Source organism: Sinorhizobium fredii (assembly GCF_002944405.1).
In the GTDB taxonomy this organism is placed as follows: Bacteria; Pseudomonadota; Alphaproteobacteria; order Rhizobiales; family Rhizobiaceae; genus Sinorhizobium; species Sinorhizobium fredii_C.
Genome location: NZ_CP024309.1, coordinates 127,359 through 148,706, shown reverse-complemented (window position 1 = coordinate 148,706; position 21,348 = coordinate 127,359). Strand labels below are relative to the sequence as shown.

The following is a 21,348-nucleotide window of genomic DNA, read 5'->3' as shown; positions in this document are numbered from 1 at the left end:
CAAATGTTTCGTCAAACATTGGCGCTTTCGGTTCACTGACGTGATCTACGAGCCAGGAGTCGTCGATGGCTGCCGAGAAGACGAAAGCTGCGATGAGCAAGACCTGTCGACACATCGTCGAAAGCGTGCCGCAATGCGCCTCCAATCTCCGTTTGAGCGAATAGGTCCTCGACCTTGTGTCTGCCGACCATAGCCTTCAGCTTTATATGTCGGGATACGGAGCTCGAGTAGCGTGCGCGAATTGCTTGTGGTATTTAGCCGGCCAGCTTCTCCTTAACGAGCTCGGCCGCGGCTTCGTAGCCGATCGTTGCGACGAGTTCCGTTGCAAAGGCCGTACTGCTCGCGAGGTGCGCTTCGCATCTTGCCGCGTCGGCTTGGACACCTTCAACACACGTCCGGGCGAAGCTCAGCACCGCGTTGCGGAGAAGGCTCATGGCGTTGTGGATACTGAATACGATGACGGGCTCCATGGCATTGAGCTGCAGCTGTCCGGCCTCGGCGGCGATACCGACGGTCGTGTCCATGCCATAGACGTAGAAGCAGACTTGGTTCAGCGCTTCGGCGGCAACGGGATTGATCTTACCCGGCATCAAGGATGAACCGGGCTGCAGGGCCGGCAGGATGATTTCGCCGATCCCGCCGCGCGGACCGCTCGACAGGAGCCGGAAGTCGTTCGCGATCTTGGACAGCTTGGCTGCGGTACGCTTCAGAAGGCCCATATGGAGCATGAAGGCTCCCATATCCCAGCTCGCCTCCAGCAGATCCTTGCAACCGACGACAGGAAGGCCGGTGTTTTTGGCAAGATGCCCGAGCGCGCGGGTGCGATAGGAGGAGGAGGCCGCGACCCCGGTTCCGATGGCCGTCCCGCCAAGATTGACTTCCAGAAACAGGCGCTCGGTTTCGATCAGGCGGCCGCAGTCTTCCAGAAGCGTTGTTGCGAATGCCGCAAATTCCTGACCAAGCGTCATCGGGACGGCGTCCTGCAACTGTGTCCGACCCAGCTTTCGAATACCGCCAAATTCTTCCGCCTTGTCATTCAGAGCCGATGCAAGAACGGCAAGCGCATCCCGTAGCGCGCGGCTCGCCGGGATCATCGACAGGCGAACGGCCGTGGCATAGGCATCATTCGTTGACTGAGACCTATTGACGTCGTCATTGGGGTGAACGAGCCGTCCCTGCCCTCGTGCGCTGCCCAGAATCTCGCTCGCGCGATTGGCGAGCACTTCATTCATGTTCATGTTTGTGGAGGTGCCGGCTCCGCCCTGAAACACATCGACGAGGAACTCCTCGTCGTATTTGCCGGCAAGCACCTCGTGGCAGGCCTGGAGTATCGCGTCGCGCTTTGCTTCTGATAGCAAACCTTCGTCGAAATTGGCCTGCGCGGCAGCCATCTTGAAGTGGGCCAATGCTTGAATGACGAACGGCAAGCTTCTGATCGCAATCCCTGAGATCGGAAAATTCTCGATCGCTCTCGCTGTCTGTGCCCCGAAATATCGGTCCAATGGCACGCTTACGGCACCCAAGGGATCATATTCAATACGACTGTCGCTAGACATCCTATCCTCGACGAGGTTGCACTCGCCGTCCACCGGGTCAGTTCAGAACCCGTGCGTTCTATCGCGAGCTGCAGGTTGATGGAAAAAACCAATTCGCAATCGCTCACCCGCGATTGATGCAAACGACCTTCGGCTGGGTCATTTCCTCGTAGGCAAAGCGAACGCCCTCCCGGCCCATGCTGCCATATTTTGAGCCGCCGAAGGGCATGGCGTCAAAGCGATAGTCCGAGGAATCGTTGACCATCACCCCGCCAGCCTCGATTCTGCTTGCGGCTCCCAGCGCGACAGACAGGTTGCTGGTGAAGATACCGGCGTGCAGGCTGTATTCGGGTTCATTCGCCAGTTCGATCGCTTCATCGAGCGTCTCAAACGGAGCAAGCATGACTACAGGGGCAAACACTTCCTGGTGCCATAGGCGGCAGGTCGTCGGCGTGCCTTCGAGCACCGTCGGGTGAAAAAGCGACCCTTCGCGCTTGCGACCGCAGAGCAGCTTTGCCCCGGCCGCGATCGCGTCATTGACTGCGGCTTCTGTGCGTTCGGCTGCTTGTTTCGAGATCATCGGGCCCACGTCAGTATCCTCGAGCAACGGATCTCCCGCCTTCAGCTTCTCCGTCGTTGTGATGAACGCATCACGGAAGCGATCATAGATTTCGGCCTGCACGAGTACACGCTGGGCACCGATGCAGTTCTGCCCTGCAGCCCAGAAGGCCCCGGAAACGCAAGCCTCGACGGCCTTGTCGAAGTCGCAATCGCCCATGACGATCACGGGCGCATTGCCGCCAAGTTCCATCGCCAGCTTCTTCAAGCCCGCCGTGCGGCTGATAGCTTCGCCAGTGGCAAAGCCGCCGGTGAACGACACCATGCGTACCTCGCGCGCAGCGACCAAGGCCCTGCCCAGATCGGTTCCACCTACCGCCACTGTAATGACCTCGTCGGGCAAGCCCGCCTCGCGAAGCGCGCCAACAAGGTTGATCGCCGAAAGCGGCGTCAGCTCCGACGGCTTCAGCAGGACGGCATTACCGCCGGCGATTGCCGGACCGAGCTTGTGAGCGACGAGGTTCAGCGGGTCGTTGTAGGGTGTGATGGCGGTTATGATACCAAGCGGCTCACGGCTGAACCAACCCTGCCGCTGCTCCGATCCGGCATAGGCGTCGAAGGGTACGATTTCGCCGGCGTTGCGCTTGGCCTCTTCTGCCGACAGCTTCAGAGTGTTAACGCAGCGGAGAACCTCCTTGCGTGCCTGGACAATCGTTTTTCCGGCTTCGCGGACGATGGTTTCGGCAAACCGATCGCGGCTGCCTTCTACGATCTGCGCAGTCCCTTCGAGAATGCTGGCGCGCTGATGCCTTGCGAGCCCGCGCGACAGCTCGGCGCCGCGACGGGCGCGTGCAAGAAGAGTGTCGACTTCACTTGCGTCCGTGGCCTCGACCGTTCCCACAACGGACCCGTCGAAAGGGCTTTGGACGGTAATAGACGCCAGGGTTGTCGTCACATGAAGTTTGGCAGCGGTCATGGCCGGCTCTCAATTCCTTGGTACGCCTCCATGCGGAGGACGAGTTCATCCATCAAGGCTGGCTGAATGAGCCAGCCCATCCCCAATTCGCTTCTAATGATATCTTTGCTGCCCGATCGGCGTCGCGGCCAGTGTCGGCCGCGCTCACTCAGATATTCTGGCCGTCGCGCACCAGGTCGTCCATTACCGAGCGGACTGCCTTCTCACCGATAGAGACGATCTCGTCGACTTCTTCCTTGGTTATGACCAACGGCGGTGCGAAGCCGAGGATGTCTCCATGCGGCATGGCGCGGGCGATCAGGCCGCGGTCGCGGGCAGCCTTGGAGACACGGGCGCCGACCTTCAGGGACGGATCGAACCGCGTCTTGTTTTCCCGATCGCCGACAAACTCGATGGCGCCCATCAAGCCGACGCCGCGCACTTCGCCGACGATCGGCAGCTGCGCGAACTTTTCCTTCAGCTGCGCCTGGAAATAGGCGCCGACCTCGCGGGCATTGCCCGGCAGGTTTTCCTTTTCGACGATGTCGAGCACCGCATTGGCGGCTGCCGCGCCGATCGGATGGCCGGAATAGGTGTAGCCGTGCGAGAAGGCGCCGACCTTGTCAGCCCCCTCTTCCATAACCTTGTAGACCTTCTCGCCGACGATCGAGGCCGAAAGCGGGAAATAGGCCGAGGTGAGACCCTTGGCGACGGTGATCAGATCGGGTTCGATGCCATAATGCTGCGAGCCGAACATCGAGCCGGTACGGCCGAAACCGGTGATGACTTCGTCTGCGATCAGAAGCACGTCGTGCTTCTTGAGCACAGTCTGGATTGCCTCCCAGTAACCTTCCGGCGGCGGCGTGATGCCACCGGTCCCGAGCACCGGCTCGGCGATGAAGGCGCCGACATTATCCGGGCCAAGCGTTTCGATCATTTCGTCGAGCTCGGCAGCACGGCGGGCTGAAAATTCGCGTTCGGTTTCGCCGGGGTTGGCGCCCCAGTAGTGGTGCGGGACACCGGTATGGTCGATCTGCGGCAGCGGCAGATCCATATGGTCGTGGTAGAAGCTCATGCCGGTCATCGAGCCGGAGACGACGCTGCAGCCGTGATAGCCGCGTTCGCGCGAGATGATCTTCTTCTTGGTCGGCTTGCCGCGCAGGTTGTTGTAGTACCAGACGAGCTTCGCCTGGGTCTCGTTGGCGTCCGAACCGGACATGCCGTAGAACACCTTGCTCATCTTGCCTGGAGCCATCTTCACCAGACGATCCGACAGGATCGCAAGCTCATCGGTCGTGTGCGCCGCGTAGGAATGATAGTAGGCCAAGCGATAGGCCTGACGCGAGATTGCTTCGGCAACCTCGGTGCGACCATAGCCGACATTGACGCAGTAGAGACCAGCAAAGCCGTCGATCAGTTGGTTGCCATGCGCATCCTGGATGCGGATGCCCTTCCCGGTCTCTACGATTGTCGGCTCGCCGAGCTTGCCGGTCGCAAAGTCCTTAAGCTGCGTGAAAGGATGCAGGACCGTGTTGCGATCCTTCGCGGCGATGTCTTTGATGTTGATGGTCACGGTATGATCCTCTTGGCGGAAACTTCTCAAGCAAACGGGCTTTCGACACATCGTGTGCCGGCCTGCTTGCTTTGGCCTGATCGGAGAGTAGAGCCAAGCGGGAGTCACTTGACGGCGATTGTTGCCGCCCCTATGCAAGAATTTTGCATCCTGAACAAGCGTGACGCAAGATTCTACATGAGCCAGGAACTCGATCGAATAGACGCCGCTCTTCTCAACGCTGTCCAGCGAAATAACCGGCTCACATCCGATGAGCTTGCGGAGCTGGTCAACCTGTCACCCACGGCTTGCCACCGAAGGCTGAAGCGGCTGAGGGCGGAAGGTGTCATCGAAGCGGATGTCTCGATCGTCTCCCCAAAGGCTGTGGGCCGCCAAGTCACGGTGATCGTTCTGGTCTCACTGGAGCGCGAACGCGCCGATATCATTGACCGCTTCAAGACAGCGATCCGCAACACACGAGAGGTAATGATCGGCTACTACGTGACTGGTGACGCGGATTTCATTCTTGTTGTCACTGCGAAGGACATGGAAGGCTACGAAGAATTCACCCGACGTTTTTTCTACGAAAACCACGACATCAAGGGATTCAAGACGATGGTCGTGATGGATCGCGTCAAAGCGAGCTTTGTCCTTCCGATCGACGTCTAGTCAGGCTCCGGACACCGCCAGGCCAATTGAGTTGCCGAGATCACAGCCTGAGTGCACCTGAATAACGGAGCAAACCACGTTCCGCTTGGCGGATGGGGCCCGAACGATCACCAGAAGTGATGGCTTTGCGCGCTCATCTAAGTAAGCCGAGCCATAGCGCGAACTCGACAATAAAGCGCCCAACAGGAGGCGATCGACCCTGAATGGCTCAACGACCTGCATGAGCGACTGCCGACGGTAACCTCAGACACGAGTTGGCCATCCGCTGCCTCACAATGACGCGTGGGCCAAAAGCGCCGGGGCTTGACGGACCCATGGTGCATTTCGTTCGAAGCACGAGACGATCTGCAGGAGCTCACGGTCGGCGCGCGCTCGCCCAAGCAGTTGGATACCCATTGCTCGACCGCTCCCATCGAAGCCTGCCGGAACCGCGGCAACGGGATGGCCGGACAGGCTGCCCGGAACGACTATTTCCATCCATCGATGATATGTGTCCATCGGACGGTCGTTGATTGAACTGGGCCAGGTGAGCTCAGCAGGAAACGCGAAGATTTGTGCTGTCGGGAGGGCGAGGACGTCGAACTGCGAGAACAGCTTTTGGAGGTACCGCACCCAATCGCTTCTGGTCACGCTTGCCCAATGTACGTCACCGGCGGTCAGTCGCAGGCCCTGCTCGAGTTCCCAGCGTGCTTCGGGTTTCAAAAGCTCGATTGATCCGTCACTGACAAGCAGTGGCTGCAGCCGTTGTGAAACGGCCCATTGGCGGAGGACAAGCCAAGCGTCCCACAGACGGTTTGCTTCGAACTCGGGCGTCAGGTCCTCGACCGTTGCGCCCTGATCGGCGAGAGCGCCAAGTCCCGCCCGCGTCAGTTCCAGTACGCCATGCTCCGTAGGGTAGTAACCTCCCCAGGACCCAATCCAACCGATCCGCAAGTCCTTGACGTCACGATCCAAGCCTTCGGCAAAGCTCGTCGGTTCGGTCGCCAAGGACAGAGGAGCCTCCGGCGCGTAGCCTGCAATGACGTCCAGGAAGCGCGCCAGATCACGCGCAGTCTTTGCCATCGGTCCGTTGGTGGATAGTTGATGCAGGAAGACATCCGGACTTGGAGCGCTCGGGACCCGTCCGAACGAGGGTCGGAAGCCAAAGACATTATTCCAGCCAGCCGGGTTGCGCAGGCTCCCCATCATGTCGCTCCCATCAGCGATGGGAACCATGTCGAGGGCAAGGGCGACGGCCGCGCCACCAGAAGAGCCTCCAGCACTGAGATTGGAATCGTAGGCGTTGCGAGTAACGCCGAAAATGGGATTATAGGTGTGAGATCCCAGACCGAACTCAGGCGTGTTGGTCTTGCCTATGATAATCGCACCAGCTTCGCGGATCCTCTTTACCATGAGGCTATCTTCGGCCGGCAGGTTAGTTGCTTGCAGGGGCGATCCATACGTCGTGCGGATACCGGCCGTAGCGGATAGGTCCTTGATCGCGATCGGGAACCCATGCATCCAGCCGCGTCGATCGCCGCGCGACAGCTCGATATCAGCGTTTCGCGCTTGCGCCAGCAGTTCGTCTTCGGGCTGCAGCGACACAATCGCATTGACCGCAGGATTGAGCCGCGCGATTTGATCGAGATAGGCTCGCATGACCTCTTCGCATGTGATCTGCCTGCACGAGATCTGCTCCGAAAGATCTGTCGCATCTGCGTGGAACGACATAGGTGTCATGTGGGTCTTTCAAGAATCCAGATTGAAAGGTCAGGTTTACTACTCATACTTACTGGGAAATGAAGCTGTCCGGAAACCGGTCGATCTCGAGGCAGCCATATCTCACTTCTTGGGCGTGGCGTACTCGACGCCTTCAGCACGGTTGCGGGCCGTGGGCGTGATGCGCCCCTTGAATTGCAGCCCATCGATATTTCTCCAAGTTCCCCTTTCCGACGGCAATCTTTTGTTGCTTGACCGGACAGCTGAAAAATACCGCTGGAGAGCCCGCGATTTCGGGCGACTTCCGACGCGCTGGCGCAGCAATCCACCAATTTGACAAGATTTTTGCTCCTGCGAAGATGTGGGCGTAGTTGCTGCGATCCCGTGATCTCCACACGAGTTCACGCAGTTGATCGGCTGATCGCGAATAGAAGAAGAAGTTTGCTAAATCAAGCCTACGGGAAGGGAATCGGCGCCATATATATATATATCGGCGCCATATATAAGAGTCGCCAATCCCACATCCGGTCATAGTTGCCTCGCATCGCTCACGATCCACCCGGCCCTTCTCACATTGGTTGACCGTCAAGAAGAGTCTGGCACCCGCCCCGTGATGAACCGTTCGTTTGGAGTAGGTAGCCAAACGCTTCTCGTGGACGCCACGACCAGTGCGCAGCAGTTGTCACCAACCGTCAAATTGCTGATATCCGTCCAGGTCGATCTCGCGTGAGACAACCTCTTCTATCGCCCGCTCGATGATTTCAACCCCGCGCATTGCTTCCTCATGAGAGATGTTGAGCGGCGGTGTGATCTCGATGACGTTCGAGTTGACGCCGACATAGTAAACGACCAGCCCAAGCTGGAAGGCACGATAAACGACGCGCGCTGTCAGTTCGCGAGCGGTCACTCCAGGCAAGGCTTCATTCCGCAACTCGATTCCGAGCGCCAAGCCGACCCCACGCACCTCCGCGATTGCCGGTTGCCGTGCTGCAAGCTCATTAAGTGACTCCTTTAGGCAGTAGCCGACTTTTGAAGCGTTGCTCAGCAATTTTTCGCGGTCGATAGTGCGTAGCACCGCAGCGGCCGCGGCCGCGCATACGGGATTGCCATGCAGCGTCTGAAACGAGAAGCCGGCACGATCATTCATCAGCCATTCCGGGCCGATCACTGCGGAAATGGGAAGCCCGCCACCAAGGCCCTTGCCGAGGACCAGCACGTCCGGCTCGATACCGAAATTCTGGAAAGCATGCAGGACACCGGTACGGCCAATGCCCACCTTTACTTCATCTGAGACCAGCAGGATGCCATTATCGCGGCAGCGGCGTTGCACCGCTTCGAAAAACCCGGGCGGTGGAACAAGCATGCCCCCGTCGGACTGGATCGGCTCGATAAAGAAAGCGCCGAAATAGTCAGGCTTTCGAGCAATGGCGTCGTCGATAACTCTGAGGGTGCTTTCCGCAGAGGACGTCGGATATGGCACAAGTGTCAGGTGTTGCGACCGGGCTTCCTGTTGCGAGGGGTGCCCGGAAAACGCCATCGATCCGCTTGTTCCTCCGTGATAGGCACCCTCGAAAGCAAGAATGCCGGGGCGGCCCGTGACGGCTCGCACGACGCGACTTGTCGTCTCATTGGCGTCGGATCCGGAATGACCGAGCCAAACCCTGCCCGTAGCCCGCGCTGGTCCAAGATCGAGAAGCATTTCGGCAAGCTCGATCGCAGGCAGATTGGCGCTCGAAAGGTAGCTCGCACCCGCCTGGTCGCGGAGCGCGGCGTCTACCGCGGACCGGATTGCCGGATGCGAATGCCCGAGAGACGCGGCGCCCCAGGAGGCGGAGAAGTCGATCAATATCCGTCCATCATCGCCGCGCAGCGTTGCGCCTTTGCCGCCGGTCACGGCAAGAGGAAAGAACCGAAGATGGGCGAGCTTGGAAACTGAGCGCGCTTCACGCTCATAGAGGGTCTCTTTCGGCGCAGCGACATCGGTCGTCGTTGCGATTGGTCGGCGGCGTCTCACATATCCCTCCCGGTCCGTCGATAATGTGGCCTCGCAACAGACCGGGTTTTCCCTCGGTGAAAGAGACTTCCGATTTCGCGGTACTCGACCAGTCCACCTGGTCGAAGCACGAGAATAGCGATCATTCCCAGCGAAAGCACGATCTCGGTCAATCCGACGACCTGCCCACCGGCGATGTTGATGGCATTGAGCTGTCCTTCGAAGGCTCTCAAGCCTTCGTAGACAAAAGTGACGAGCAGTGTTCCAACCACAGCCCCCGTCACCGTGTTCGTCCCGCCGATCACCAGCATCGAGATGATCAGGAATGTCTCCTTCAGATAGAAAGCCTTGGGGGCAAACGAAGTTATGAAATGTCCCCACAATCCGCCGCCGATACCGGCAAGCAATGCGGCGAGCACGAAGGCCCGCCACCGAAGCACGGGGATATTGGCTCCGATCGCCGCTGCGGCGCGCTCGTCATCGCGGCTTGCGCGCAACAGTTTGCCGGTGCGTGACTCCTTGAACCAGACCGCGACGATCACGGCCCCGATTGCGGCCAAGGATGTCATCCCGAGATCGGTCGCTTTCGGCAGGCCGAACAGAGTGCGCGGGCCATTCGTTACCGCGCTCCAATTGTTGGTGACGGTATAGATCACCACAAGCAGGCCGAAGGATGTGATGACGGCTGCTGAATCGGAGAGCCGCATCAACGGGAAGGAAACCACCGCTGCGACGATTGCAGCAACGATACCGCCGACCAGAATGGCAGCATAGATCGGCAGATGCATGTCCTTCATGAACGGATAGAGATCCGGGAGCGCCATTCCCTTCATCTGCCCCGGGATCGTGAATATGGCGGACACATAGGCGCCGATCGCCATGAAGCCGACATGGGCGAAGGAAAGAATCCCCGAATTTCCCATGAAGGACTGAAGGCTGACGACCAGGACCATCATGATCATCATGTTGGTGACGATGCGCTCATAGAGCGTCATGCCGAGAATAGTGGTCGCGGTGGCGATAGCTACGATGATAAGGGCGAGCAGGCCTGCCGTGTAAAGTTGACGTTGCATTGTTCCTCCTCCTACGTCCGCGCGCCGGTCGCCGGGCCCTTCAGCAGCCCTTCCGGCCGCCAAAGAAGGATCATGATCACCAGACCGAACGTGAATGCGTCCCGGAATTTCAACAGGTCCTGCGGCAGCGTGTAATTGAGCGTCGTGTCGATGAACGCCAGCAGGAAGCCGCCAAGGACGGCGCCCGGTAGGCTGCGCATGCCGCCTATCACCGTTGCGATGAAGGCTATTAGCAAGGGCTCACCACCAATGCCCGGCACCACTGTCCCGATCCTGGCGACCCAGAGGATACCCGCGACCCCCGCCATGAAGCCGCTCATGGCGAAGGCGGAGGAAACGATGAGATTGGCCGGAACGCCAAGCATGCGCGCCATCGTGAAATTCGTCGCCGCCGCACGCATCGCAATACCAAGGATCGTCTTCTGCATGAGCCAGGCGAAGAGAGACAGGAGCACGAGAGCCGCTGCAATCGTGATCAGGTTCCTGAGCGGCGTCACCACGCCGAAAATCTCGACCGTGTCGGAAAAGAACGCCGGAAGAGGAACGTTGCGCGGCCTTGGCGAGATCAAGAGAAGCGCCAGGTTTTGGAGCAGGTTCGAAAACGCGAAAGAGGTGATCAGCACCGCCGTCATCGATTTCGCCCGGACAGGTCGAAAGGCGATATAGTCCGTCGCGATCCCGAATATCACCGCTACGATAATTGCCAGGATCGCCATTCCGATCCAAGGGATCTCGGCGCCGCCGACGAGATAAAGACCGTAACCCGTAACCATGATCAGCTCGCCATAGGCGAAGTTGACGAGCTTCAAAATGCCGAACACGATGACCAAGCCGAGCGCGATCAGCGCATAGGCGCCGCCCAAGCTGAGCACATCAATGACGAATTGAATCGTAAAAGCCATTACTCAGCCTCCCAGATACATGGCACCGAGATCGGTGTGCGAGCGGATTTCCGCGGCCGTGCCGGCGAATTCGATCTTTCCCAGACGCATCACATAGGCGCGGTCGGCGACAGACAGTGCCGTCGCCATGCTTTGTTCGACCAAGAGCATCGTGAGGCCGGTCGCCTTCAGGGCTGCGATCATCTCGTAGATCCGCTCGACAATCGCCGGAGCAAGCCCAAGCGAGGGCTCGTCCAGGAGGAGCACCGACGGGCGCGCCATCAGGGCACGCGCGATTACGAGCATCTGCTGCTCGCCCCCGGACAAGGTTCCTGCCGGCTGATTGGCGCGTTCCGCCAGCCTCGGGAACAGGTCGAGCAGCTTCTCGAGGTTTTGGTTGTTACCGTGAATGTCGCGGCGATGAATATAGGCGCCGAGCCGGAGATTCTCCGCAACCGTCAGATCAGGAAACACGTCCCTGTTTTCTGGCACGGTCGCCAGGCCGCGTCGGACAATGCGCTCCGGCGATGAGCCGCCGATCGCAACCGTCTCGAGAAGCACGGTGCCTGCCGCCGGCTTCACGGCGCCGGCGATGCACATGAGGGTCGAGGACTTGCCGGCGCCGTTCGCTCCAAGGAGGGCGACAAGTTCGCCGTTCGCGACCGAGATGTCGACGCCACGAACCGCCCGAATGGCCCCATACCGGACTTCCAGATCTTTAACCTGCAGCATGTGCTTCGGCCCCCGCGCTGCCTAGATAGGCTCTTATGACCTCCGGGTGGCGACGAATGTCGTCTCCACTTCCCGCGGCAATGGTTTTGCCGGACGCCAGCACGTGCAGGCGATGACAGAGCCGCATAATGAGCGCCATGTCATGATCGATGATCATGATGCCGAGGCTCCGCTGCGCAGGCAGGATGGTCAATGTATGGAGCAACAGCTCGGTCTCGGTGTCGTTCATCCCGGCGGCCGGCTCGTCGAGCAGCAGAAACTGCGGATCGGCTGCCAGCGCCCTTGCGATTTCGACGCGTCGCTTGTCGCCGTAGTTCAAGGCTGCGGCAATATCGTGCGCCTTCGTCTCGAGCTTCAGCTCCTCGATCAGCCGCTCCGCCTTTCGGCGTGCGTCCCGCAAGCTGTCGCCGCGGGCGATCGCCGCCGTCTCGACATTCTCGATGACGGTCATATTGTTAAACAGCCGAACGATCTGGAACGATCGGCTGATCCCTCCGAGCGCAATCTGCCGCGGCGTCAGACCAGAGATCCTCCTGTCGCCGAGGGTGATCGAGCCGGAGGCGAGTGGAACCTGTCCGGTGATTGCGTTGATAAGCGTAGTCTTGCCGGAGCCGTTCGGACCGATCAGGCCGACGATCTCGCAAGGGGCAAGGGAAAGCGAGACGTTGTCCAGTGCGCGCAGCCCCGAAAACTCAACCGTCGCGCCCGCCACAGTGAGCGTTGCGTTCATGTCCAATCCTATGGGTAAGCTGCCGGACACCGAGTCCGGCAGCACGTCAAGATCAGGGAGCCGGAAGGCTTTCGGGTTTGCGCCAGCCGAGGAACTTCGGCTTGCCGCCCTGTAGTTCGACAAGCGCGGCCGCCTTGTTGGGCACATGACCTTCGTCTGCCGTTCCATAGTCGAGATCGCCCGTCAGAAGCCTGAACTGCTGGTCTTCAAGGCCCTTGGCGAGAGCGGCACCTTCGACGGAGCCGGCCGCCTTGGCCGCTTGCGCGATCATCATGATCGTGTCCCAACCGGTGGCGACGAAGGCTGTGTCAGGCTCGGTCTTGAACATGTCCTTGTAGAGGGCCTGGAACTTTTTCATGTCGTCGCTTGCGCCGTCGCCGGCCCAGGTGTGGGTGACGAAATAAATGTTGTTGCCCATTTTCTCGCCGAGTGCCTGGTGGAGAGCCGGATCATCATAGACGTCGCCGCCAAGAATGGGGGCCTCGTATCCGATCTCGCGAAGAGCGCGAACGATCACAGCGATATCCGTGCCATAGGAGGACACGAAGATGACGTCGGGCTTCTTGCCGAGCGCCTTGAGCCGGGCAAGCTGAGCGGAGAAGTTATTGTCGCCGTTGGTGTAGGTGTCCTCGAGAATGATCTCGCCGCCATCCTTCTTGAACTGCTCAACGAAGTACTTCGACAGCGACTTGGTGTAGGCGATGTATTGGTCAGTCACGACATAGGCCGTCTTCCAACCTCGCTCCTTGGCAGCGAAGTCGGCAGCAACCGCGCCCATCGTCGTGTTCCACATCGACAGGGTGAACTGCTTGTCGCCAAGTGACCATGAACTGTAAAGCGGATCAGAGGCGCAGGTGGAAATTCCAACGAGGCCGGAGTTCTGCGCTTCACGGCTTGCCGGGCTGCCGAAATCGAAGTCGCATGGCGCGACGATGACCCGTGCGCCCTTGTCTATCAGTTCGACTGCGACGTTGCCGACCGTCACCGGATCGGATTTGCCGTCGATATTGAGGAACTCGACCTGTTTGCCGAGAATGCCGCCATTGTCGTTCAGATATTTGACGGCGACCTGCGCGCCCTTGTAGCCGGGCGTGTCAAGAGGAGCCTGGACGCCGGTAAGCGAAAGGGCGCCACCGATGACGATCTTGCTGTCGTCGGCGGCAGCAGTGCCTGCCAACAGCGCCGCAACAGATGTGGCGGCGAGGATGCGTGTGAGTTCTTTCATGTCTTCATTCCCCTTTGTTGTTGGTCAATGGATGTGGCCCGGCACTCCGCTGGACCGGTGGAGCTACTTTTTCGAGGCGACCTGCTCGATTTCTGCGATCAGTTCGTCGGTGGAAACTTGGCGGCAGTAACCCTTGATGGCGCTGAGCGAGAACCGCTCCCGCTCCGGCGTGTAGCTTGCACAGGCGTCGGGGACCAAGGTTACCAGGTAACCGAGATCGCAGGCATCGCGGACGGCCGATTCGACGCACTGGTCGGTCAACAGGCCGCAGATGACAAGTTGCCGGACACCAAGGTTGCGCAGCAGGTAATCGATGTGCGTCGAGACGAACACGCTTGAAGAGCTTTTCGGCAGAACGATTTCGTCTTCAAGCGGCTTTAGCTCGTCAATCACCTTTCCGTCCCACGAGCCCTTCGGGACGTTGAACCCGGTGATCTTGTAATCCAGGCTGCGGTCGCGCCCATCGAGCGTGAGACTTTCGATCGTCGTGTGCAGGACCTCTATGCCGGCCGCGCGGAACTTTGCCAGCAGCCGTTGCATGTTCGGGACGGCGGCTGTTGCCAGGCGGTCGAAGTAGTAGGCGTATTTGGTATCGATCTCGTCCTGCGATATGTCCTTGAACTCACCACCGTTACGCCGAACGCAGAAGTTCTGGACATCGATGAAGAGGATCGCCGAACTTGCCGGGTCAAGCTTCACGTGGCGGGTCGTCAATTGATTATAGTCCATTGCTCATAAGCTCCATTCTGACAGCAGCAGCGCGCGCGGTTTGCGAGATGACGTCGGCCCAGCGTGACTGGCCGGCTTGATTTGAGATAAGATCGTTTCTGATTTCGATAAGGACATGCGGGATGCCCCGCGCCTCTCCATGAACCGGAATTGTGTAGTCCGACAGCTCGTCGACTGTGTAAGGAACGTTCAACGCGGCTTTGATGTCCGGATATTTCAGATTCACCTCTTCGAGCATCGCGCGGGCGAACCGGTCATCGCGGTTATAGAGGAGCCCGAGCTCATACTCCCTTGTTTCACCCGTGCTTCGCATCAACGGGGTGAAGCTATGGACGGCGAGAAGAATTGGCCCGCCGTCTTGCATGGCGCGTCGATCCAGCGCCTCCTGCACGGCATCGTGATAAGGGCGATGGATCAACATATACCGCTCTTCGCGATCGTCAGGGCACAAGTCAATGTTCTTTGGAATGACCGTCCCGTCGCTCACCTCCGGGATCGAGTCGCTCGCACGGGCGGGGCGATTGCAGTCGATGACCAGTCGGCTGTAGCGCTGAATGTAAAGTGGCGCACCGAGCAACTCGGAGAGATTGCGCGAGACGGCTTCCGCACCGACATCATAGGCGATGTGCCGATCCATTTCTTGGCTGTCGATGCCGAGGTCACCAAGGCATGAGGGGATCGCCCTGCCCGCGTGCTCGCAGGTCAGGAAGAAATGGCCGGGGTAGCGCTCTCCCACGACCTCCAGTGGGTGCGGATCGCTTTCAACAAGATGAAAGCGGTTGCGGTCGCGCATTTGAAACTCCGTTGATTGACATTCTTATTTTCGTTTCTGTTGGTCGAGCACCAGGCTCTCCGTGCGATGGGCATGGAGGGGCTTTCCTCGCTGATGGGCGGGGGTGCTATTTGAGTTTTGGTCCGGTTAGCGCGTGCCGCACCAATCGAGAGTGGAGGCTGCGATGACTTTCGTCGTCTCGAGAAGCGAGTGGATTTCGACGTTTTCATCGTGGCCGTGGAATCCGTCGCCACCTGGTTCGAAGATGACCGGTGACACACCTGCTCCGGCATAGGGCGCCGCATTGGTCATGAACTCGACGCCGCGGACATCCGGCTTTCTCCCTAACACTGTCATGTCGGTTACGAGGGAGCGAACCAGCGGATGGTCGACGGGCGCGTCCATCGGTGGGAAGTAGAGATCCCCGAGCGACCAGTTGATCTCGATCGGGTTGTCACGTAGCCAGCGATCCTGGGCGCAAAAGTGATGCACGAAACTTTCGAATTCCTTTTTGACCTCCGCCAAATGTGGCCGCATAGGAGCAGGCTCTCTTCTTCCGTCCCCGTCCAGTCGCCGACGACATTTGGCCGACCTTCGTATACGTCCCTCGATCGCATGCGAAGCCGCAAGCAACGAGCTCGTTTTGGACAACGTCTTGAACGCGTGCTTCGTTGTTCTGGCCTTTCGACGACCACGAACTTCGGATTGACCGAGGGAACGCGGACCATGCGCTGCGTCAGATCGACCTCTTCACGGTCGAGGATTTTCCATACGGCCTCTGTCGCTGATTGCATCTGGCTGTCCTCCGTTTTTGGTGACTTGCGGGCTCCCCGGGGCGCATGATGCTCGCCTTTCATTGGCGCCATCAAACGAATGTTTTCTGTCATTGTCAACATGCTGATGATGATTTGATGCATTTTTTTCATCGCAGAACCTCCAAATAGCCGGGCTGGAGGCGCTGTCGAAGGCATGCTATAAAGCACAATGGCACCGAAATGATTGAATGTTTTCATTCATTCTTATCGCTAATTAAAATATTTGACAAAAAACTTTCGTTGCGGCTATGTAGCGACATGGAGAGAAAAATGCAGACGATAAGGGCGCGCCTGCGCAAAATGACGGAGCAGTTGACCGCAAGCGAGCGGAAGATCTCCCAAGCGATCTTAGCCGATTATCCTTTTAGCGGCTTGCTTCCCATCCAGGAGCTTGCGGACAGAACCGGCGTCAGCTCCGCCTCGATCACCCGGTTTGTCGGCAAGATCGGTGGCGGCGGATATCAGGATTTCCAACGCCAGCTGATTGGCGAACTTAAGGAAGGCAACCAGTCTCCGCTCGATCTCAAGGTCCGCCAGGCGCCGGCCGAGCCCGAGTTCCTGGTCGATTATGCCAACCGCCTGAACGTCATCCTCAGGGAAATGACGGAGACTGTTTCGCAGGAGCAGTTCGACCAGGTTTGCCGCCTCATCGCCGACACCAGCCGCAACGTCTTTCTACTCGGCGGGCGCGTGTCCAATACATTGGCCGCCTTCCTTTCGATCCATCTGCGGCAGATACGCAGCCAGATCTACCATATTCCTGACAATCCGGAGTTCTGGCCAGAGCATATTCTCAGGATGCGCAAGAAGGACATCGTCGTCCTCTTCGATTTCCGTCGTTACCAACCCAATCTGGCCGCGCTTGCCGAGATGATCTCGCGAAAGCGCCAGGCGACGATCATCCTGATCACCGACAAATGGATGTCGCCGATCGCACGCCACAGTTCGGAGATCATCGCACTTCCGATCGATGCCGGCACCGCCTGGGACACCGTGGCGGCGGCGAACGCCTTCGTCGAAGCGCTTATCGTGAAAGTGTCCGAATCCGACTGGACCTCCACCCAGGCAAGGATCAAGGCGTGGGACGACGTTCGACTGGATTCGCCCACGCCCGGAGAAGATTCCGACTCACCTATTGTACTCGAGGGAACAAATGAAACGTGAAGAAATGATGATCGCATGCTGCAGCGATCTGGCCGGCAAGGTACGCGGCAAGGCATTCCCCGCGCAGCAGTTCGACAAGCGGCTTCGACGAGGCGTCGGCTGGACGCCCACCAATGTCCAGATAACCTGCTTCGACGTGCTCGCAGAAAGCCCTTTTGGCTCGCTCGGCGATCTGGTTCTCATTCCCGACGCGGAAACGAAGGTGTCAATCGAAACCGACGACAACGCTCCTCCTGAGCAGTTCGTGCTCGGCAATATCCGTTACACGGACGGCCGCCCTTGGGAGTTCTGCACGCGCTCGATCCTCCAGGATGCACTGGCAAAGTTCGAGGAAGTCAGCGGGCTGACGCTGTTTGGCGCATTCGAGCACGAGTTTCAGTTCAGGAACATGGGTGATGACGAGCACGGGGCATTCACACTGTCCGGCTTTCGCGCCGAGCGGGAATTTTGCGAAGCGGTGATTGCCGCGATGCGTCAGGCGGGCGTATCGCCCGACACGATCCTGCGCGAATTCGGCGCCAACCAATATGAAGTCACGATGAACCCGCAAAAGGGGGTCACCGTCGCCGATCATTCCGTGATCACGCGTGAAGTTGTCGGCACGGTTGCGCATGCGCTCGGACGGCAGCCGACCTTTACCCCCATTCGCGACCCTGCGGGCGTTGGCAACGGCGTGCACATCCACATGAGCTTCCTTGACAAGGAAGGCAACCCGGCGACATGGGACGGGAACTGCAAGCACGAACTCTCGCCCGTCGCAGCCAAATTCGTGGCGGGGATCTTGAAGTATCTCGACAGCATCATTGCGATAACAGCCCCGAGCGTCGTGTCATATCTGCGCCTTACCCCGCACCGGTGGAGCGCGGCCTTCAACAATCTCGGCTTCCGCGATCGCGAGGCCTCGGTCCGTATCTGCCCCGTCTCCGACATCAGCGACATCGCAAAGGCATCTCAATTCAACTTCGAGTTCCGCGCCGCAGACGCGACGGCAAGCCCCTATCTGCAGCTTGCGGCACTTGTCTATGCCGGCACGCAAGGCATCAAGGAAAACCTGCCCGTTCCAGACGCAACCACGGAAGACCTGGCCGCGCTCTCCAGCGACGAGCTGGCCGCAAAGGGGCTCGTGCGGCTGCCGCAGAGCCTGCAAGAGGCGATCGAGCGATTCTCGGCCAACGACATCGTCAAGGGCTGGTTCCCGGAAGGTTTCGCCGACGTCTACGTCAAGCACAAGCAACGTGAGATCAAGCACGTCGAAGGGCTGTCAGAACAGGACGCCTGTCTCGCCTACGAGCGAGCCTATTGAGGAGATCGAGCCCGGTAGCGATCGAGCAGATCGCTACCGGCAACTCTTGCGGCGAAAGGCGGAACGGGATTGGGGCAGTTCTTCTTGACCTGCGCGTCTTCCTTTACTCAAGCGCGTCGAAGTTCCGCGCAACTGCTATTCGCGGCCACTTCAATCCGCTCTATCGCATGCACGTCGCCAGGCGGCGGCCAGCGGTGGAGTTGCGCCCGAGGCGAAATCGCCGTTTGCAGAACAGTGCCAAATGCGTTGCGAGGCTCTGCAACCCAGCGTTCTGCCGCGTTCCGGACCTACTGTCTATCGACGACTTCGGTAAGCGGGCGATCGAAATCGGACGCGATTTGTTCATTGCCAGCGACCGGCGGAGTCTTGTATTTCGATGTTCTCCGTCGAACCGGGAAGCTCATGCTGACGGGCAGCAATTTCCGCGGCGGCAAGTGCATCAGCGTAGATTTGCCAACGTCTTCGATCGCGCACTGGAACTTGTGGCAAGATCAACTTGAAACCGCTGATTACGTACACGTGTTCCTTCAACGAAAGCGTCGCCGCTTTTCGGGAGGGCGGGTGAGGCGCGGCCGTCCGACGCGAAATTGCAATCTGCATAACGGAGATTTGAGCAAAGGCAGACATCGTCGCTGCGTTAATTAATTATGCCCGCGCCCCAAGCGAGCGCTGTTATGGAGGAGGTGAACGACCAAAAAGCAGGGATCCATCGGAGCGACCAAGGGCGTCATCGTTTGCTGGCGCTAGGAAACTACGAATTCGCAACCCCTCGCCTCTCCGGCCGGATGATCATTCGACGGTGACCGACTTTGCGAGGTTGCGCGGCTGATCGACGTCGGTGCCCATGAAGACCGCCGTGTGATAAGCGAGCAGTTGGACCGGCAGCGAGAAGATCATCGGCGCGATGATTTCGTCAACGTTTGGAAGCACGATCGTATGCATCGTGTCGAGCTTCGAAGCGGTCGCCCCTTTCCCGTCGGTAATCAGGATGATCCGCCCGCCACGCGCCGCCACTTCCTGCATGTTGGAGACGGTCTTGTCGAAGAAGCGGTCATGCGGCGCAATCACGATCACCGGCATGTTTTCGTCGATCAGTGCGATCGGACCATGTTTCAGTTCGCCCGCGGCATAGCCTTCCGCGTGGATATAGGAAATCTCCTTGAGCTTCAGAGCGCCTTCCATGGCGAGCGGGAAGCTTGTGCCGCGACCGAGATAAAGCACATCTCGGCACTTCGACAATTCACGCGACAGGAACTCGATCTTCGGCTGGATGCTGTTGAGCACGTGGCCCATGAGGCGCGGCATCTCGGCAAGGCTCCTCACCAGCGCCTGCTCCTCCTGCTCGCTGACAGTGCCGCGCGCCCTGCCGGCAGCGACGGCGAGCGCAGCCAGGACCGCAAGCTGGCAGGTGAAGGCCTTGGTCGACGCTACGCCGATCTCCGGCCCCGCGAGGATCGGGAAGACGGCGTCGGACTCGCGCGCGATCGTCGATTCGCGCGTGTTGACGACCGCGCCGATCTTCAGGCCGTGTTCCTTGCAGTAGCGCAGCGAGGCAAGCGTATCGGCGGTCTCGCCCGATTGCGAGATGAAGAGAGCGGCCGATTGCGGCGACAGAGGTATCTCGCGATAGCGGAATTCCGAAGCGACATCGATTTCGACCGGCAGGCGCGCATAGCGCTCGAACCAATATTTGCCGATCAGCCCGGCCAGGTAGGCGGTGCCGCAGGCGGAGATCGCGAGGCTCGGCACCTTGGCGAAGTCGATCGCGTTCGAAACCGGCAGCACCCGATGGTCGATGAAGTTGATATAGTGGCTGAGCGCGTGGGAGATGACCTCCGGCTGCTCGTAGATTTCCTTCTCCATGAAATGGCGATGGTTGCCCTTGTCGACCGGAAAGGCGACGTTTGCGAAGACCTCCCGCGGCCGGGCGGCTACATTGCCGTCGATATCAAAGATCTGGGCACCGGTCTTGTCGATGATCGCCCAATCGCCATCGACGAGATAGGTGATTTCATTGGTGAACGGCGCGAGCGCGATGGCGTCGGAGCCAAGGAACATCTCGCCCTCGCCATGGCCGATCGCCAGCGGTGGGCCGTTGCGGGCCGCCATGATCGTGAACGGGTCATCTTCGTAAAGGACAGCGAGTGCATAGGCGCCCTTCAAACGCCTCAGCGTCGCAAACATCGCCTCGCGCCGTCCCAGGCCGTCGCGGCGAAATCTTGCCAGCAGCTGCGCGACGGCTTCGGTGTCGGTCTCGCTCTCGAATTCGGCACCCGCTTCGGAGAGCTCGTCCTTCAGCTCGGCAAAATTCTCGATGATACCGTTGTGTACGACCGCGACGCCGTCGGTGAAATGGGGGTGCGCATTGCGTTCGGTCGGCGCGCCGTGGGTCGCCCAGCGCGTATGGCCTATGCCGATGGCGCCGGCCAGAGGCCGTTCTCTCAACCTTGCCTCGAGATTGACGATCTTGCCCTCGGCGCGCCGGCGATCCAGCGCTCCGCCGTCGATGGTCGCGACGCCGGCCGAATCGTAGCCGCGATATTCAAGCCGCTTCAACGCATCCACCAACCGCTCCGAGACCGGCTGCTGCCCGACGATACCCACAATCCCGCACATATCCCCTCTTCGCGTTCCTTCCGCCGATAACGGCATACTCAAATACCCCGTCTGAGCGGGTTATACCGATAGCTTCCCGGTTGCCTCGCACGGGCGATCGTGTCTTCGTTCGCGTCACCTGCTGTTGTCAATCTGCCGAGCGAAATGCCGGCAGGTAAGAGCTACGCACTGGTGGACTTGATTTTCGTTAGTTTCAGCATTTTCTAATGGCGCTCGATGGATTGGGAAAATTGATTGTTTGGATAACACCCATTTACGTCATGGATGCATTGCGCTGATACGCTTCAAGGGCTCTGGCCTCAAAGTGCTCGCTGTGCTCGACGGGATGATGACGGAGCATCTCGCAAG

18 protein-coding genes and 2 pseudogenes are annotated in these 21,348 nt (G+C 59.3%); 5 read left to right on the top strand and 15 right to left on the bottom strand.

The window, feature by feature from the left end:
* Window positions 1–254: 254 nt before the first annotated feature.
* The 3 genes from NXT3_RS21890 to NXT3_RS21880 all read right to left on the bottom strand — a co-directional run bounded on the left by NXT3_RS21890 (window position 255) and on the right by NXT3_RS21880 (window position 4,621).
* A complete protein-coding gene (locus NXT3_RS21890; RefSeq protein ID WP_104840447.1) occupies window positions 255–1,556 on the bottom strand; it encodes an aspartate ammonia-lyase in 1,302 nt (433 codons plus the stop codon).
* Between the two features lie 103 nt (window positions 1,557–1,659).
* Window positions 1,660–3,069, bottom strand: coding sequence for an aldehyde dehydrogenase family protein (locus tag NXT3_RS21885; RefSeq protein WP_104840446.1), 1,410 nt, complete (start codon window positions 3,067–3,069; stop codon window positions 1,660–1,662).
* A gap of 148 nt (window positions 3,070–3,217) precedes the next feature.
* Window positions 3,218–4,621 carry an aspartate aminotransferase family protein gene (locus NXT3_RS21880; protein ID WP_104840445.1) on the bottom strand — a complete coding sequence of 468 codons (1,404 nt, stop codon included), beginning with the start codon at window positions 4,619–4,621 and terminating at the stop codon, window positions 3,218–3,220.
* A gap of 177 nt (window positions 4,622–4,798) precedes the next feature.
* Between NXT3_RS21880 and NXT3_RS21875 the strand changes: the two genes are divergently transcribed.
* The gene (locus tag NXT3_RS21875; protein ID WP_037381455.1) at window positions 4,799–5,269 is read left to right on the top strand and encodes an Lrp/AsnC family transcriptional regulator; all 471 of its coding nucleotides are present in this window, start codon (window positions 4,799–4,801) and stop codon (window positions 5,267–5,269) included.
* 270 nt (window positions 5,270–5,539) lie between these two features.
* Here the strand turns inward: NXT3_RS21875 and NXT3_RS21870 are convergent, their stop codons facing one another.
* The gene (locus NXT3_RS21870; RefSeq protein ID WP_104840672.1) at window positions 5,540–6,979 is read right to left on the bottom strand and encodes an amidase; all 1,440 of its coding nucleotides are present in this window, start codon (window positions 6,977–6,979) and stop codon (window positions 5,540–5,542) included.
* On the opposite strand from NXT3_RS21870, the gene NXT3_RS32095 reads away from it, so the two are divergent.
* A complete protein-coding gene (locus NXT3_RS32095) occupies window positions 6,906–7,304 on the top strand; it encodes a hypothetical protein (RefSeq protein ID WP_199773407.1) in 399 nt (132 codons plus the stop codon). The two genes, NXT3_RS21870 and NXT3_RS32095, sit on opposite strands and share 74 nt — an antisense overlap.
* Before the next feature lie 345 nt (window positions 7,305–7,649).
* On the opposite strand, the gene NXT3_RS21865 is transcribed toward NXT3_RS32095, so the two are convergent.
* The 9 genes from NXT3_RS21865 to NXT3_RS21825 form a co-directional block, all read right to left on the bottom strand.
* The gene (locus NXT3_RS21865; protein ID WP_104840671.1) at window positions 7,650–8,963 is read right to left on the bottom strand and encodes an aminotransferase class III-fold pyridoxal phosphate-dependent enzyme; all 1,314 of its coding nucleotides are present in this window, start codon (window positions 8,961–8,963) and stop codon (window positions 7,650–7,652) included.
* Window positions 8,964–8,977: 14 nt separating this feature from the next.
* Window positions 8,978–10,033: a branched-chain amino acid ABC transporter permease gene (locus NXT3_RS21860; RefSeq protein WP_104840443.1), complete on the bottom strand. Its 1,056-nt coding sequence runs from the start codon at window positions 10,031–10,033 to the stop codon at window positions 8,978–8,980.
* A gap of 11 nt (window positions 10,034–10,044) precedes the next feature.
* A complete protein-coding gene (locus tag NXT3_RS21855) occupies window positions 10,045–10,935 on the bottom strand; it encodes a branched-chain amino acid ABC transporter permease (protein ID WP_104840442.1) in 891 nt (296 codons plus the stop codon).
* Window positions 10,936–10,938: 3 nt separating this feature from the next.
* A complete protein-coding gene (locus tag NXT3_RS21850; protein WP_104840441.1) occupies window positions 10,939–11,646 on the bottom strand; it encodes an ABC transporter ATP-binding protein in 708 nt (235 codons plus the stop codon).
* Complete coding sequence (locus NXT3_RS21845; protein ID WP_104840440.1) at window positions 11,633–12,376, bottom strand: ABC transporter ATP-binding protein; 744 nt, start codon at window positions 12,374–12,376, stop codon at window positions 11,633–11,635. Before NXT3_RS21845 ends, NXT3_RS21850 begins: the two co-directional genes overlap by 14 nt.
* Before the next feature lie 52 nt (window positions 12,377–12,428).
* On the bottom strand, window positions 12,429–13,601 hold the full coding sequence (locus NXT3_RS21840) for an ABC transporter substrate-binding protein (protein ID WP_104840439.1): 1,173 nt from the start codon (window positions 13,599–13,601) through the stop codon (window positions 12,429–12,431).
* 63 nt (window positions 13,602–13,664) lie between these two features.
* Window positions 13,665–14,330 (bottom strand): cysteine hydrolase family protein, encoded by a 666-nt coding sequence (locus NXT3_RS21835; protein WP_104840438.1) that lies wholly within the window; start codon window positions 14,328–14,330, stop codon window positions 13,665–13,667.
* Window positions 14,320–15,123 (bottom strand): N-formylglutamate amidohydrolase, encoded by an 804-nt coding sequence (locus tag NXT3_RS21830; RefSeq protein ID WP_104840437.1) that lies wholly within the window; start codon window positions 15,121–15,123, stop codon window positions 14,320–14,322. Before NXT3_RS21830 ends, NXT3_RS21835 begins: the two co-directional genes overlap by 11 nt.
* A 126-nt stretch (window positions 15,124–15,249) precedes the next feature.
* Complete coding sequence (locus NXT3_RS21825) at window positions 15,250–15,594, bottom strand: zinc-binding metallopeptidase family protein (protein WP_158665389.1); 345 nt, start codon at window positions 15,592–15,594, stop codon at window positions 15,250–15,252.
* Window positions 15,595–16,175: 581 nt separating this feature from the next.
* Here NXT3_RS21825 and NXT3_RS21820 point away from each other — a divergent pair.
* Both NXT3_RS21820 and NXT3_RS21815 read left to right on the top strand, forming a co-directional pair.
* On the top strand, window positions 16,176–17,081 hold the full coding sequence (locus NXT3_RS21820) for a MurR/RpiR family transcriptional regulator (protein WP_104840435.1): 906 nt from the start codon (window positions 16,176–16,178) through the stop codon (window positions 17,079–17,081).
* Window positions 17,071–18,384 carry a type I glutamate--ammonia ligase gene (locus NXT3_RS21815; protein WP_104840434.1) on the top strand — a complete coding sequence of 438 codons (1,314 nt, stop codon included), beginning with the start codon at window positions 17,071–17,073 and terminating at the stop codon, window positions 18,382–18,384. The genes NXT3_RS21820 and NXT3_RS21815 overlap by 11 nt, the downstream gene beginning before the upstream one ends.
* A gap of 218 nt (window positions 18,385–18,602) precedes the next feature.
* On the opposite strand, the pseudogene NXT3_RS32620 reads toward NXT3_RS21815, so the two are convergent.
* A pseudogene (locus tag NXT3_RS32620) lies at window positions 18,603–18,825 on the bottom strand (DUF2188 domain-containing protein); the annotation flags it as partial.
* 43 nt (window positions 18,826–18,868) lie between these two features.
* On the opposite strand from NXT3_RS32620, the pseudogene NXT3_RS33330 reads away from it, so the two are divergent.
* Window positions 18,869–18,986: pseudogene (locus NXT3_RS33330) on the top strand (NAD(P)-dependent alcohol dehydrogenase); the annotation flags it as partial.
* A gap of 187 nt (window positions 18,987–19,173) precedes the next feature.
* Here NXT3_RS33330 and glmS read toward each other — a convergent pair.
* On the bottom strand, window positions 19,174–21,000 hold the full coding sequence (gene glmS, locus NXT3_RS21805) for a glutamine--fructose-6-phosphate transaminase (isomerizing) (protein WP_104840433.1): 1,827 nt from the start codon (window positions 20,998–21,000) through the stop codon (window positions 19,174–19,176).
* Window positions 21,001–21,348 lie beyond the last annotated feature (348 nt).